Raw genomic sequence first — 15,112 nt, 5'->3', positions numbered from 1 at the left:
ACCGGATTCCCTTGTACGCATCCGGCCGCATCGCCGGAGACAGGGCCACTTTGACGCCATAAGACACATCCAAACCAATCAAGTGAGTAATCACTTACTAAAGTTGACTGGCTCAGAAGTCAATAGTGGGTCAAGCTTGCGGTATTAAATTACCTTGTTTGATGAAAGGATCCAGCCTCTGCGCACGGCAGCAGACGGCAAATAGGGTAGGGTCTGGGAGTGACGAAGCATATCACCGACCGCGCAAGGATGGCCCGTCACTGGCTGATCCTTGCAGACGATCTGACCGGAGCCGCCGACTGCGCCATTGCCTTCGGCAGGATGGGGCGTGAGGCGGTCGTGACGTGGGGCGACGCCACAAAGCCGTCGCATCGCCAGGCAGCTGTTTGGGCCCATGACGTCGCAAGCCGCGGTCTTTCGTCCGAGGCCGCTGCGGCGCGCCATCTCGGCGTGCTGGCACGCTTGCCGATGTCCGAACGTGCGCTGTTCAAGAAAATCGATTCAACGTTGCGGGGACAGCCCGCGGCGGAACTGGCCGCGACGCTTGCCCATTTGAAGTCAGGCGCCGATCGGATATTTGGCGTGCTGGCACCAGCCTTCCCGGCGACCGGTCGCACCACCGTCGATGGCCGAGTCCTCGTTCATGGCGCGGCCTTGGAAGAAACCGAGCTATGGCGGCGCGATCACACCTATCCGAACGCCGATCTCGACGACGTTCTCGCTGCCGCCGGGATTTGCGGCGAGAAGGTCACGCTTGCCGCTGTGCGTGGGGGCGATCTGCGAGCCAGGTTCGCAACGATGGCGGATCGGTCGGCCACCGTGGTTGCCATCTGTGACGCCGAGACCGAGAATGATCTGGCCCTGATCGCGGAGGCGGGGCTGCATGCATCGCCCGCGAGCGTCTTCATCGGCAGCGCGGGTCTTGCGCATGCGCTGGCGTATCTGGAGCGGAGCGGCGGCAGCGAAACGCTGCGTATTCCCGCCGGCAAGTTCGGAACGCTCACTGTCGTCGGTTCGCTCGCCGGTGCCTCCCGTATCGCGGCGCGCCGCTTGAGAGAGACGGGAACGGCCGCATATTTTCCGGTCGAGCCGAAAGCCCTGGCTGGAAATGATGTCGATCGCGCGGAACTTGCTTCCGGAGTGATGGCGCGTCTTGCTAATGGTGGCGATGCTCTCGTCGAGATATCGCTGAACGATTCTCCAAACATGTCGGCAGGGCCGCTTCTGGCCCACAATCTCGCGACAGCGCTGCAAGTCGCCGCGCCCGTGATCGGTGCGATTGCGGTAACGGGCGGCGAAACCGCGGCAGCGCTCTTGTCGGGCCTTGGTGTCAACGCTATCCGTCTTGCCGACGAGATTGAGCCCGGCGTGTCGCTCGGCCTCACGCTGGGCTCGCTGTCCGTTCCTGTCGTCACCAAGGCGGGCGCATTCGGCGACGCGGATAGTCTTGTACGCATCAACGAGCGCCTTCACGCCGTTCGAACGAGAGGAAGTTTTGCATGAGCCGCCCGACGATTGCGATCACGATGGGCGATCCCGCCGGCATCGGCCCCGAAGTGATCATGAAGGCGCTGGCCCAGGAGGCGACGCGGGCGATCTGCAATCCGCTCGTGATCGGCGACGCCAACCGGCTGCGCAAGGCAGGCCGGCTTGTCGGCGCGTCGGTTGCGGTCGATGCACTCGGCGATGCCAAGCAGGCGGACTTTGCCGCAAGCGCCGTGCAATGCCTGGACCTGAAATTGGTGCCGGACGATTTGCCGTTCGGCCAGGTGTCGGCAGCAGCAGGCGAGGTCGCCTATCGCTGCATCGAAAAGGCCGTCGAGGTGGTGCAGGCAGGCGACGCGCAGGCGATCTGCACCGCGCCGCTATCGAAAGAAGCTCTTCACGCAGCCGGCCACAAGTTTCCGGGCCACACCGAATTGCTGGCGCATCTCACCGGAACGCCCGAAGTCTCGATGATGCTGGTGTCATCGAAGCTGCGCGTCATCCACGTCACCACGCATATCGGTCTTCTCGATGCGATCGAGAAGATCGAGCCCGGCCTCGTCGAACGCGTGATCTCGCGCGGACACGGCGTACTGGTACGCGCCGGTATCGCTAATCCAAGAATTGGTGTTTGTGCGATCAATCCGCATGCCGGCGAAAACGGGTTGTTCGGTCGTGGCGAGGAAGCGGCGAAGATCGCGCCCGCGATTGATGCCTGCCAGCGCCGTGGCTGGGATGTGCGCGGCCCGCTGCCGGCGGACACGCTGTTCTTCCTGGCCGGCCGCGGCGACTACGACATGGTTGTTGCCATGTACCACGATCAGGGTCACGGCCCCATCAAGGTGCTTGGACTGGAAGCGGGCGTTAACATCACGGTCGGCTTGCCCGTGATCCGGACCTCGGTCGATCACGGCACGGCTTTCGACATTGCGGGCAAGGGTATCGCGGATGAGCGCAGCCTGATCGAGGCGCTGCGGCAGGCGGCCGATCTGGCGCCGGACGCGGATCTCCGCGATCGTGTGTGACTAAGTATGGGTGATTAAGCCGGCGTTCCCGATCGCGCAGGCAAATTGCGGCGGCCTCCATTGACGTTGTCGAGCGGGAACACATATCCCGCACCATCGATCCACGTTACCGCTCAGGAGTAAGTATGGACGCGCCGTCGAATATCGATCCCGTCACAGCGCAATCCGGCGGTGACGTCGTGCACTGGCTGACCAACGGCACGCGCGATCAGCGCTTCATCGACAATATTTTTGCCGAAATGTGCATCCGGCTTCAGCAAGCGGACATTCCCGTCAAGCGGGCGTCGCTTCATATCTTGATCCACCATCCGCAATGGCTTGGCGCCCGGATCATGTGGGAAGACGGGATGCGCGAGGCCGAGATTGCGCGGGTTGATTACGATGTCCAGGAGCGTTCCGAATATATCGGCAGTCCCGCCAACGAAATCCATGACGGTGTCACCGAGGTGCGCGAGAATCTCGAGCGTGATCCAGCGCTCGGCCGCAAGCACGCCGTCTATGACGAGATGCGGGCGAAAGGCTTGAGCGACTATGTGGCGTGGCCGCTGTACCATACGCTCGGCAAGCGGCACATCGTGACCTTTGCTACCGACCGGCCAGGCGGTTTCGACGCCACGCATATCGCCGCCCTGCAGAGATTGCTGCCGGTGCTGGCGCTGGTCAGTGAGATCCGGGTCAAGAACCGGCTGGCGCGTACGCTGCTGGAAACCTATGTCGGATCGCATGCCGGCGAACTCATTCTGGCCGGTGCCACCAGGCGAGGAACCGGAACCACGGTGCGCGCCGCCATCATGATCTGCGACTTACGTGATTTCACCCGGATCTCCGACAACTGGCCGCGCGATGACGTCATTGATCTCCTGAACGGCTATTTCGACGCGATGTCGGAGCCGATCGCGCGTCATGGCGGCGAAATACTGAAATTCATCGGCGACGGTCTGCTCGCCATTTTTCCGCTCAGCGAACCTCAGGCCTGTGCAAACCTGCTGCGTGCCGTGACTGAGGCCCGTCAGGCCATGACGGCGCTGAACGAAAAGAACAGCGAAACCGGCCGTGCGCCGCTGAACTACGGCATCGGCGTTCACGTCGGCGACGTCATGTACGGCAATATCGGGTCGCGCAGCCGGCTCGACTTCACGGTTATCGGTCCGGCGGTCAACATGGCGTCGCGCCTCGAAGCCCTCACCAAGCAATTGGGGAAAACGGTGCTGCTGTCCCGCGCGTTCGCAGACTTCGTCGAGAGCGATTTCGATCTCGAACGCGTCGGCGAACATCCGGTGCGCGGCTTCAACGACCCAATCGAGCTGTTCGCGTATCACGGCTGAATGCCGACCTACGCCCGTGCGTCTCCGATCGCTTGACATAGGGCGTCCTCGTTCTCATTATGTTCACTCTGCGTGAACCTCGTCAAAACGTCATGGGCGAACGGTCGGATGGCAACGACAGCCACCATCCTCCATGCGGACCTGGATGCGTTCTATGCCTCGGTAGAGCAGCTGCTTGATCCTTCGCTGCGCGGCAAACCCATTGCCGTCGGTGGCGGGGTTGTGCTTGCCGCGTCTTACGAGGCCAAGGCCTTCGGGGTCCGCGGCGGCATGCCGGGACGGCAAGCGTGCGAACTCTGTCCGCAGCTCATTTTTGTCGGCGGACATTTCGGGGAATACCAACGGCTGGGCGATGCCGCCATCAAGGTGATCGGCGATTTCACGCCGCTCGTCGAACGGATCTCCATCGACGAGGCCTTTGCCGACGTCGCGGGCTGCACCCATCTGTTCGGTCAGCCTGCCGAAATCGCGATGGCCATCCGCCAACGCGTGCGCGCCGAGCTTGGCCTTCCGATCTCGGTCGGTGTCGCGCGCACCAAGCATCTGGCGAAAATTGCTTCGCAAGTGGCCAAACCCGACGGGCTCGTCGTTGTCGATCCCGACACGGAGCTCGGATTTCTTCACCACCTGCCGGTTGAGCTGATGTGGGGCGTCGGTCCGGCGACGCGGGCACGGCTGGCCGAAATCGGCGTGCTCACGATCGGGCAACTGGCAACGACACCGGGAGGCTCGCTCAAGCGGGTGCTTGGTTCCGCGGCAGGGACGAAGCTTTCGGCGCTGGCGTGGAATCGTGACCCCCGGGAAATCAAGACGCACCGCCGCGCTCGATCCGCAGGAGCGCAATCGGCGCTTGGCAGGAAGCCCGCCGAAGAGCGGGTTGTTCGACCCACGCTGCTTCACCTTGCTGACCGAATCGGCAGCCGGCTCCGCGCCAAGTCCAGGCCTGGGCGGACTGTGACGGTCCGCGTTCGCTTCGTCAATCTGAACTCGGTCACGCGTTCGGTCACGCTCGACGCACCGGTCTCTGCGACTCTGATTCTGGCCGAGGTCGCCGAGGACCTGGTGCGCGCTGTCCTCGCCGATCATCCTCACGAGAAAACCATCTCGCTCCTGGCGATTTCCGTGTCGCATCTTGGAGAGCAGCGGGATGTGGAGCTCGAACTCCCGCTCGGACTTGGCGATGAAGCACGCCGCCCCGGCAGCAAAAGAGGCATGGCGCGTTCGGCGGCCGACCATGCCGTCGATAAAATCCGCGATCGCTTCGGATGGGATGCGATCGGATATGGATCGGTGGCGCCGGGTGTCTCTTCTTCCGTTCCCGACGCGTTTCGCAAACTCGCTGAAAAGGACCTGTGACCGTCACGCGTCCAACGCGCGCCCAAAGCCTACGCAGTGCACGCGCCGTCACAGACTCAACGGGGTGTGTCGCCTGAGAACTAAAACGGGGATTTTGCAAGCGGTTAGCTCGCGACACGATGCCTGCCGCGTCGCGGGGCGCTTCCGGTGGACGATGGACGATGGTTAATAAACCGTCACCGCGTTGTAATTAACGCCGGTTTATATTCCGGCCGCTGACGCGCCCCGCGCGACAACACGCGATTCCCCACCTTCAACGCTGCGCGAGCCCCTCGTGCCGCTGCGGCCTGCTTTGCCTTTTTTTATCATGGAGATTATCGATGGCTCTTGGTCCCGGTTCGATCGCTTTCGTCGGTTTCAACGCGGACGGAACTGACGGATTAGCGTTCATTGTCATCGACCCGATTGCTGCGGGGACGGTCATCCGTTTCAGCGACAAAGAATGGAACGGTCTGGCAATCGGAACTGATGGCGCTTTCAACACCGGCGAAGGCGGGCTGACCTGGACCAATGGCGGAAGCGATCTGGCTGCCGGCACGATTGTCGAACTCCTCAACACCTCCGTGGCCGGCCGCACCGCCAATATCGGTACAGTCACTGGCGCAGGTTTTGCGCTGGGTAACTCGGAAGAGTCGATCTACGCCTTCGTCGGAACCTCTGACACCGCCCCGACCACCTTCCTGGCTGCGGTCACCAACAACAATGGCGGCTTCACCGACGCCAATGTCAGCGGCTTGCTCGCAGGCACCGGGCTCGTCGCGGGCTCCACGGCTTTGGTGCTGCCCCGGACCGACGGCGCCGATGTCGCCGCCTACAACCCGGCTTTCGGTGGCAGCTCGTTCGCATCGCGCGCGGACGCCCTTGTCGCGTTCAATACGACGACCAATTTTGTCGCGCAAAGCGGTAGCGGCGACCAGGATGGCGACGGCACCACTCCCGATGCGCCGTTCCTCACCGATGCGCAGTCTCCGCTCGCGGGTGTGACCTTCACCATCCAGTCAGGCATACCGCCGCAGATTGTCGGCTTCGCCTCAGGTTCTGTTTCGGTCTCGCAGGTCGAAGGCAATGCCGGAACGACCGCCTTCAGCTTCACGGTGGAGCGCACCGGCGGCACCATTGGTGACGTCAGCTTCAGCGGCCAATTGACTTCGGCGGCGGCTGATGCCGCCGATTTCAATGGCGCAACGCCTCCGCCGTTCGCCTTCAACGGCAGCATTGCCGCCGGCCAGAACTCGACGGTCGTAACCGTCCAGGTCAATGGCGACACGACGTTCGAGCCGACTGAGAACTTCAACCTGGCACTTCAGACGGTCGTCAAGAGCGACGCGACCGTTTCGACCTCGCTCGGCGCGCAAACGACGGCGACCGGAACGATCGAAAACGACGATGCCGCCGGCCCCGGAAACGTGATCGAGGGCATCACGATCCTGGATCAGGCGCCGTCGCTGCAGGGCGACGCCGTAACGCCGACCGCCACCAATACGGTTCAGCTGGTTCGCCTCGGCAATTACGCGCCCGCCGCCGGCACCAACGCCGAAGTGGTTTCGTTCGATCCGTCGACCGGCCGGGCCTACTTGCTCAACACCATCGGCAACACCATCGATATCGTTTCGATCAGCGCCAGCGGCGCCGTGAACCTCGTGTCCTCGATCGACCTGACCGCACTCGCCGGTTTCAACGGGGCAAACTCGGTCGCGATCAAGAACGGTGTGCTTGCCGTCGCCTACGCCAGCGATCTGACCGGCGCCAACGGTTTTGTCGCGTTGTTCGACGCCAACGGTACGCTCGTCAACACCGTGGAAGTCGGGGCGGGTCCCGATCAGGTGGTGTTCACCGCCGACGGTTCGAAGCTGCTGGTCGCCAATGAAGGCGAGCCCGGAGAGATCACATTGCCCGGCGGCGGCACGCAATTGATCAATCGCGAAGGCAGCGTTTCGATTCTCGATCTGTCCGGCGGCGCCGCAGCGGCCACGGTTGCCACGACGGTTGGGTTCGATCTGCTCGACGGCTACGAGACCGTGCTGAAGCAGGCCGGCGTCGCGCTGTTGACCGGCCAGACGGCATCGGCAGACATCGAGCCGGAATACATTTCGGTGTCGCCGGACGGCACCCGCGCTTACGTTACGCTGCAGGAGGTCAACGCGGTCGCCGTGATCGATCTGACCAATCCGGCGGCAACCAAGCCGCTTGCGATCCTGCCGCTGGGCGGCGTCGACCACACCCTGGCCGGCAACAAGTTCGATGCCAGCGACCGGGACGGCCCATCGAACGGCCAGGCCATCAATCTTCGCAACGCCGACGTCATCAGCCTGCTGCAACCGGATGCCATCGCCACCTTCAAGGTCGGCAACGACACCTACTTCGTCACTGCCAATGAAGGCGATGCCCGCGTGCTGCTCGACGACGAGGCGACGCTCGCGGAACAGAGCGGCGGCGTATTCACCATCGATCTCGACAACACGGCCTATCCCGATGAAGCCGCGATGAGGGCCAACGCCGATCTCGGCCGCCTGCGAATCCGAAAGGATCTCGGCGACACCGATGGCGACGGCGACATCGACCAGATCTACGCCTATGGCGGCCGCAGCCTGTCGATCTTCAAGCAGAATGCCGACGGCACCATCACCAAGGTGCGCGACACCGGCGGCGAATTCGAAGCGATCATCGCGCGGGACCTGGCGACGCGACACAACATCGACACCGCCGAAGGCGGCGGCTTCGACACCCGGTCCGACAACAAGGGGCCGGAGCCCGAGGGCGTCGATATCGGCGTCATCGACGGACGGACATATGCGTTCGTCAGCCTCGAGCGCGCGGGCGGTGTGATGATCTACGACATCACCGATCCCGCCAACGCATCGTTCGTGGGGTACAAGCCGCCGGGCGTGGGCGAAGGCAATGCGCCCGAAGTGACCAAGTTCATCAGCGCCGCGGATTCGCCGACCGGGACGGCGCTCGTGCTTACCGCCAATGAGGGGAATTCGACAGGGGGCGCCTATACCGGCTCGGGCCTGACGGTCTATGCCGCGCTGCCGGACGATTATACCCAGGAGGTCCGCGTCGCCTCGTCGTCGACCAGCGTCTCGCACGCAGAAGGCAACAGCGGCACAACCGCCTATTCGTTCGTGATCGAGCGCACCAACGGCACCATCGGTGCGGTCGACGTGTCGCTGCAGCTCGGATCCGCCGTGGCCAACACCGGTGACTTCTCCGGTGTTGCGGCGCTGCCGAAGACCATCAACGCCACCATTCCGGCCGGCGAGTCGTCGGTGACGGTGACCGTGGACGTCGCTGGCGATGCCGCCTTCGAAGCCAACGAGACCTTCACGTTGACGGTGACCGGCGCGTCGACGACGCAGCCCGGCGTCACCGCTGCCGTGAGCGCCACCCAGGCGGTCGCCACCGGCACGATCCAGAACGACGACGCCATGCACATCTACGACGTTCAGGGCGCCGGACATCGCTCGGAATTCGTCGGCCAGCAGGTGACGGTGCGCGGCATCGTCACGGCGATTGACGCCTCCGGCACGGAGAATGGCAGCAACAACCCGGTCGGCTACTACATTCAGGACGCGGTCGGCGACGGCGACTACCGGACTTCGGACGGCGTCTTTGTGTTCCTGGGGACCGGTGCCGGCGCCACGATCCCGGCCGGGATCGTCGTGGGTGCGGAAGTGCAATTGACCGCAACCGTCAGCGAGTTCGCCAGCACCAACCAGCTGTCGACGACGCAGCTCAACCCGGTAGCAGGCACGACCAGCATTTTGTCGACGGGCAATGCGCTGCCGACCGCCGTGCGCGTCGGCGATGTCGACAACCTCGCGACCGGCCTCGAACGCAAACCGGCTTTGGTGTCGCTCGGTGACGATGACGTCGATACATCAGCTCCGGGCGGCATCTATGACCCGGTGACCCAGGGGTCGGATTTCTGGGAATCCCTGGAAGGTATGCGCGTCACGCTGGAAGATGTGCGCGTCACCACGCCGTTCCACTCGAATTTTGACGAACAGTTCGTCACCCCGAACGTCGGCGCCAACCCCTCGAACAATCCGCGCGGCGGCCTGACCATCAGCGACACGACGCCGGGAACGACGCAGCCCGCCGACAAGGTGTTCGACTTCAATCCGGAGCGCATTCAGCTGGACGACGAAGCCGGCGTGGCGCTACCCACCAACCTTCAGACCGGCGACCGCCTGGGTGATGTGACCGGCGTCGTCAACTACGCCAACGGCCAGTATGAGGTGAACACGACCGAGGCCTATGGCCCGGTGACCGCGGCGAACCTGCAGAAGGAAACCACCACGATCGTCGAGAATCTCGACCGGATTCGCGTGGCCACCTTCAACGTCGAGAACCTGGCGCCGGTTGGTCAACTGGTGGATGGCGTGCCGACGCCGGCGAGCAAGTTCGCCGGTCTCGCGGCTGCTATCGTCAACAACCTCAAGGCACCCGAGATCATTGCACTGCAGGAGGTGCTGGACAATGACGGCGCCACCAGCTCAAGCACCACGAGCGCTTCGGAAACCCTGTCGCAGCTGATCGACGCCATTGTCGCTGCCGGTGGACCGCGTTATGTGGCGATCGACTCCGCACCGATCGACAACATCGGCGGCATCCCGGGCGGCAATCAGCGTGTCGCCTATCTCTACGACCCGTTGGCGGTATCTCCGAGCGCCCGCAACGGCCTGACCGACACCGTCAGCGACGCTGACGGCGTGAAGGTGCAGCATTTTGCCAGCGCTGGCCAGATCGGGCAGGGCAATACCGACTTCACCGCCACGCGCAAATCGCTCCCGATGGAATGGTCGCCGGTAGGTTACACCGACGAGCAGGGCGGCACGTTCTGGACCGTCAACAACCATCTCTCCTCGAAGGGCGGTTCGGCGCCGCTTTACACCACGCTGCTGGATCTGCCGCTCTATGCCGACCCGATCAACGGGTCCGCGCAGCAGACCGGTTCGTCGAACGAGCGCGAGGGACAGGCGGAGACGATCAACGCGTTTGTTGATGGCCTGCTGGCCAACGCGTCGGCGACCGATGACCGCATCGTGGTGCTGGGCGATCTGAACGACTTCCAGTTCTTCCCGGTCGTCGACCTCGTCACCGGCGCGCTCACCCGCACCACCGCCAACCCTGACGGGACCCCCAGCGTCTTCGCGCCCGGTACCGCGGTGCTCTCCGAGCTGATCAGCAAGCTCCCGGAAAACGAGCGCTATTCCTACATTTTCGACGGCAATGCTCAGGCGCTGGATCACATCCTGGTTTCGAACAACCTGTATGACAGCGCCCAGTTCGATATCGTGCACATGAATTCGGAGTTCATCGACCAGCTTTCAGATCACGATCCGTCGGTGTCGTCGCTGGTGATGTCCCGTTCGGCTGCGATCGCCACCGCCGGCAACGACGTGTTCGACCAGGCCGCATACACTGCGACGTTTGGCGTGCGCGGCAGCCTCGCGGGCAATGACACAATCGACGGCCTTGGCGGCGATGATCGAATTGCCGCTGGTGGCGGCAATGACGCCGTCGATGGCGGCGCCAACGGTGCGGCCGGCGACGTCGCCGTCTACACCGGCGCGCGCAGCAACTACACGATCACCCAGCAGGGTGGCTCGTTCGTCATCACCGATACCCGCGCGGGCTCCGCCGACGGCGTTGACACCGTCACGAACGTCGAACGGTTCGAGTTTACGGACCGCACGCTTACCGCGGCGCAATTGCTTGACGCAACGGGGCCGGTCCTCACCGCGGCCACGCCTGCCGACAACGCGACTGCGGTCGCCGCCGGCAGCAACATCGTGCTGACATTCGACGAAGCCGTCGCGGCAGGGTCCGGAAACATCGTCATCAGCAACGGCGCGGGAGACATCCGCACCATCGCGATCGGCGATGCGTCGCAGGTCACGATCTCCGGCAACATTGTCACCATCAATCCGACCGCCGATCTGGCCGCCGGAGCCGCCTACGACGTCACACTGGCCTCGGGCGTGATCACCGACGTTGCCGGCAATGCGTTCGGCGGCATCGCGCAGAACGACCTCGACTTCACCGTCGCCGCGCCGCTAACCTACAAGCTTCAGATCCTGCACGCGTCGGATTTCGAGGCAGGCCTGAAGGCGATCGACGACGCACCGCGCTTCGCAGCCATCGTGGACCGGCTCGAAGATACGTTTGCCAACTCGATCACCCTGGCGTCGGGCGACAACTACATTCCGAGCCCGTTCTTCAACGCGGCCAGCGACCCGAGCCTGGCATCGTTCTTCCAGCCGAGCATCGGCCGCGCCGATATCCGCATCCTGAACACGATCGGGATCGAGGCCTCGGTTATCGGCAACCACGAGTTCGATCCGGGCCCGCGCGATGTGCAGAACCTCATCCGTCCGCTTGCAGATCCCGACGGTACCGGCCCGCTAGGCGGCTACGAAGGAACCCGGTTTGCCTATCTCGCCGCCAACCTGAACTTCGCCGGCGAGCCGGACCTGGCGCCCAATGCCCAGACCACGCCGCTCACCGAAGCGACGTTCGGTGTCGGTGCAAGCGGTGGACGCCGCATCGCGCCCTCGACCATTCTCGAGGAAAACGGCGAGAAGATCGGCGTGGTCGGTGTCACGACTCCGGTGTTCGAGGACATCACGACGCCCGGCGGCGTCCGGATCATCGGCCCGCGCACGCTGGAAACCGATGCCGACTTCATCGCGCTTGCCGCGATCATTCAGCCGGCGATCGATGCCGTCATCGCCCAGGGTGTGAACAAGGTCATCATCGTTTCGCAGCTGCAGGAGCTGAAGAACGAGCAGAAGCTCATCAGCTTCCTGCACGGCGTCGACGTCGTGATCGGCGGCGGCTCGAACGCGCTGCTCTCTGACAGCAACGATGTTCTCCGTCCGGGCGACGTCAGCGAAGGCGAGTACGCGCAGATCATCACCAACGCAGGCGGCAAGAACACGGTTCTCGTCAACACCGACGGGAACTACAAATATGTCGGCCGACTGGTGCTCGAGTTCGATGCCAACGGCGACATCATTCCCGCCAGCCTCGATCCGGGCGTGAACGGCGCCTATGCCACTGACGATGCGGGTTTGGCCCGTGTTTACGAAGGCTCCGGCATCGATCCGTTCGCCGAGGGTTCACGCGGCGATATCGTGCGCGATCTCACCACCGCAATCGACGGCATTATCACCCAGAAGGATGCTGTCACCTTCGGCCGTACCGACGTCTATCTTGAGGGTCGGCGTGGTGAGGTGCGTTCGCAGGAAACCAATCTCGGAAACCTCTCCGCCGACGCGAACCTGTGGTACGCCAAGTCGGAATACGACAGCGCCGTTCAGATTTCGATCAAGAACGGCGGTGGCATCCGCGACTCCATCGGCTCGATCAGCTCCGAGGGCGACGGTGCCGAGCTTCCGCCTGCGGCAAACCCCGAGGTTGGCAAGGAAGCGGGAGAGGTCAGCCAGCTCGACGTCGAGAATTCGCTGCGCTTCAACAACGCGCTCAGCCTTGTCACGCTGACGCCACAGCAACTGCTCGAAGCGCTGGAAAACGGTGTTTCCAACCCGGGCGGCATCTTTGCCCAGGTCGGCGGCCTTCGGTTCAGCTATGATCTGACCCGCGCTGCGGGTGACCGGGTTCGCTCGGTCACGCTGGTCGACGAGAACGAACATGTAATCGCGGTCGTCGTCGAAAACGGTGACGTGGTTGCGGATGCTCCGGCGGCGATCCGTATGGTGACGCTGAGCTTCCTGATCGGTGGGGCAAATCCCAACGCCCCGGGCGGGTTCAACCGGCCTGACGGCTTCCGGTTCGCCGAGTACATCGCTGCCAACTCGGCCTTTGCCAATCGCGTCGATCTGTCTCCGGATAATTTGCCGGCAGACGACGTGGCTACCCGTACGGGCGCTGCAACATTCACCGACGACGGCTTCGAGCAGGATGCGTTGGCCGAATATTTCGCGGCAAATTTCTCCACAACCCCGTTCGCGCAGGCCGATACGACCCCGGCCCAGGATCAGCGCATCCAAAATCTGGTTGCAAACGGCGGCAACGATACCGTCCTTCCGATCATGGGAACCGACGGTGAGGATGATCTCTCCGGCACCGCCGGAAAGGACTCGATCTTTGCCAAGAACGGCGACGATCGCGTTCGCAGCCTCGGTGGGGACGATCTCGTGCTGGGCGGCGGCGGTGACGACGTCATCGAGGGTGGCGACGGCAACGACCGTGTCGAGGGCGGCGAGGGCAACGACTTCGTCTTCGGTGATGCAGGTAATGACACCGTGCTGGGCGGCGCCGGCGACGATCGGCTTCGCGGCAATGACGGCAGCGACAAGCTGGTCGGCGGCACTGGCAACGACAATGTCAACGGCGGCGCGGGTTCGGACGCTTATGCCTACAAGCTGGGCGACGGTTCTGACATCATTACCGAAGCGGCGAACACACCGGCCGACACCGATACGCTGGCACTCGTTGATCAGAACGCTGCGAATGTTACGTTCCGCAGGTTTGGCAACGACACTCAGATCGAGCTGTCCAACGGCAGCGTGATCACGTTGAAGGATCAGCGGGTTGGCGGCGGCGTCGAGAAGGTGACCTTCGCCGATGGCCAGGAGTTCGATCGCAGCGGCATCAACAGTGCGATCGTCAATCGCGGGCCGGTGGCCCTTGACGACACCGCAGCGACGGTGGCGGAAGATGCGGCGGCGTTCGTCATTCCGTTCGCCAGCATTCTCGGCAACGATACCGATGCCGACCTTGACGCGCTCTCGATCACCGCGCTCGCAAATGTCGTGGGCGGCACGGCCGAGATCGTAGCGGGTGGCATCCGGTTCAGGCCGACGGCCAACTTCAACGGGCCGGCCTCGTTTGAGTACACCCTCAGCGACAGCAACGGCGGGTCGGATACCGGCAAGGTCGGCTTCTCCGTTACCGCGGTGAACGATGCGCCGGTCACGGTGAACGACGTCGCGACCGTAGGCGAAAACCAGTCGATGGCCTTCGACCTGACGGCCAACGACACCGACGTCGAGGATGGCGTATCCCCGACCTTGTCGGCCTTCGAGGTGACCGGCGTCTCGGGCATCAATCTGAGCAACGCGAACGCCCAGACGGCTTTCTCGATCAATCCGGGCGGCCAGCTGCAGTTCAATCCGGGCAACCTGTTCGACAGCCTGAACACCGGCGAAAGCGCCACCGTCTCGATCAGCTATACGGCGCAAGACAGTGCCCACGCTGTGTCGACCGGAACCTTCACGCTGACGGTCAACGGAGATACCGATGCCAACGTGATCAATGGCACCAACGGCACCAACCTCTTGTTCGGTACGGATGGTGTCGATCTCATCAATGCGGGTGGCTCGGTTGACTTTGCCTTCGGCCAGGGCGGTGACGACATCGTCAATGGCGGAACCGGCGATGACTTCGCGTTCGGCGGTCTTGGCAATGACACCCTGCGCGGTGAGGCCGGCCGGGATATCCTGTTTGGTGAGGACGGCAACGACACGCTGGCCGGCGGCCAGGGCAATGACCAGCTGTTCGGCGGTCTGGGCAACGACACCTTCATATTCCAGCAGGGCGGCGGACGCGATCTGGCATTCGACTTCAAGTCGGGCGCCGGCTCGGACGATGTCCTCCAGCTGGACGCCAGCGCATTCGCCGACTTCAACGCGTTGATGGCGTCGGGCGCGGTAACCAACAGCCAGATCGGCACCGAGGTCGAGTACGCTGACGGGTCCAGCATCACCCTGATCGGGGTCAACAAGGCGACGCTGACGGTGGATGACTTCCGCTTCGCCTGATGATCCATGCCGAATTGGTCATACGAGTGGGGGCGCACGCGCCCCCATTTCTTTTTGTCAGATAACTGTAACAATTCTCGGCTACCGCCAAGACTGTACGAGCAAAGGCTGTACGAGCAAGGCTGTACGA

Annotated in this window: 5 protein-coding genes; all 5 read left to right on the top strand. The window is 63.4% G+C overall.

Features of this window, described 5'->3' with window-relative positions:
- Positions 1 to 219 precede the first annotated feature (219 nt).
- The 5 genes from JQ558_RS18870 (at position 220) to JQ558_RS18850 (ending at position 14,982) form a co-directional block, all read left to right on the top strand.
- The gene (locus JQ558_RS18870) at positions 220 to 1,503 is read left to right on the top strand and encodes a four-carbon acid sugar kinase family protein (protein ID WP_312015004.1); all 1,284 of its coding nucleotides are present in this window, start codon (positions 220 to 222) and stop codon (positions 1,501 to 1,503) included.
- Entirely contained in the window at positions 1,500 to 2,510 is a 1,011-nt protein-coding gene (pdxA, locus tag JQ558_RS18865; protein WP_212274073.1) for a 4-hydroxythreonine-4-phosphate dehydrogenase PdxA, read from the top strand. The genes JQ558_RS18870 and pdxA overlap by 4 nt, the downstream gene beginning before the upstream one ends.
- A 125-nt stretch (positions 2,511 to 2,635) precedes the next feature.
- Entirely contained in the window at positions 2,636 to 3,835 is a 1,200-nt protein-coding gene (locus JQ558_RS18860; protein WP_212294526.1) for an adenylate/guanylate cyclase domain-containing protein, read from the top strand.
- 108 nt (positions 3,836 to 3,943) lie between these two features.
- On the top strand, positions 3,944 to 5,191 hold the full coding sequence (gene dinB / locus JQ558_RS18855) for a DNA polymerase IV (RefSeq protein ID WP_212294525.1): 1,248 nt from the start codon (positions 3,944 to 3,946) through the stop codon (positions 5,189 to 5,191).
- Positions 5,192 to 5,511: 320 nt separating this feature from the next.
- Positions 5,512 to 14,982 (top strand): choice-of-anchor I family protein, encoded by a 9,471-nt coding sequence (locus tag JQ558_RS18850; protein ID WP_212294524.1) that lies wholly within the window; start codon positions 5,512 to 5,514, stop codon positions 14,980 to 14,982.
- Positions 14,983 to 15,112 lie beyond the last annotated feature (130 nt).

Source organism: Bradyrhizobium sp. AUGA SZCCT0160 (assembly GCF_018130105.1).
GTDB lineage: Bacteria > Pseudomonadota > Alphaproteobacteria > Rhizobiales > Xanthobacteraceae > Bradyrhizobium.
Note: the sequence above shows the minus strand (reverse complement) of the source record. Positions and strands in the feature narration are given on the sequence as shown.

What these genes read in the sequence shown, in the direction of transcription:
- pdxA (WP_212274073.1), top strand. Translation starts at nt 1,500, where the DNA reads ATGAGCCGCCCGACGATTGCGATCACGATGGGCGATCCCGCCGGCATC.
- JQ558_RS18860 (WP_212294526.1), top strand. Translation starts at nt 2,636, where the DNA reads ATGGACGCGCCGTCGAATATCGATCCCGTCACAGCGCAATCCGGCGGT.
- dinB (WP_212294525.1), top strand. Translation starts at nt 3,944, where the DNA reads ATGGCAACGACAGCCACCATCCTCCATGCGGACCTGGATGCGTTCTAT.
- JQ558_RS18850 (WP_212294524.1), top strand. Translation starts at nt 5,512, where the DNA reads ATGGCTCTTGGTCCCGGTTCGATCGCTTTCGTCGGTTTCAACGCGGAC.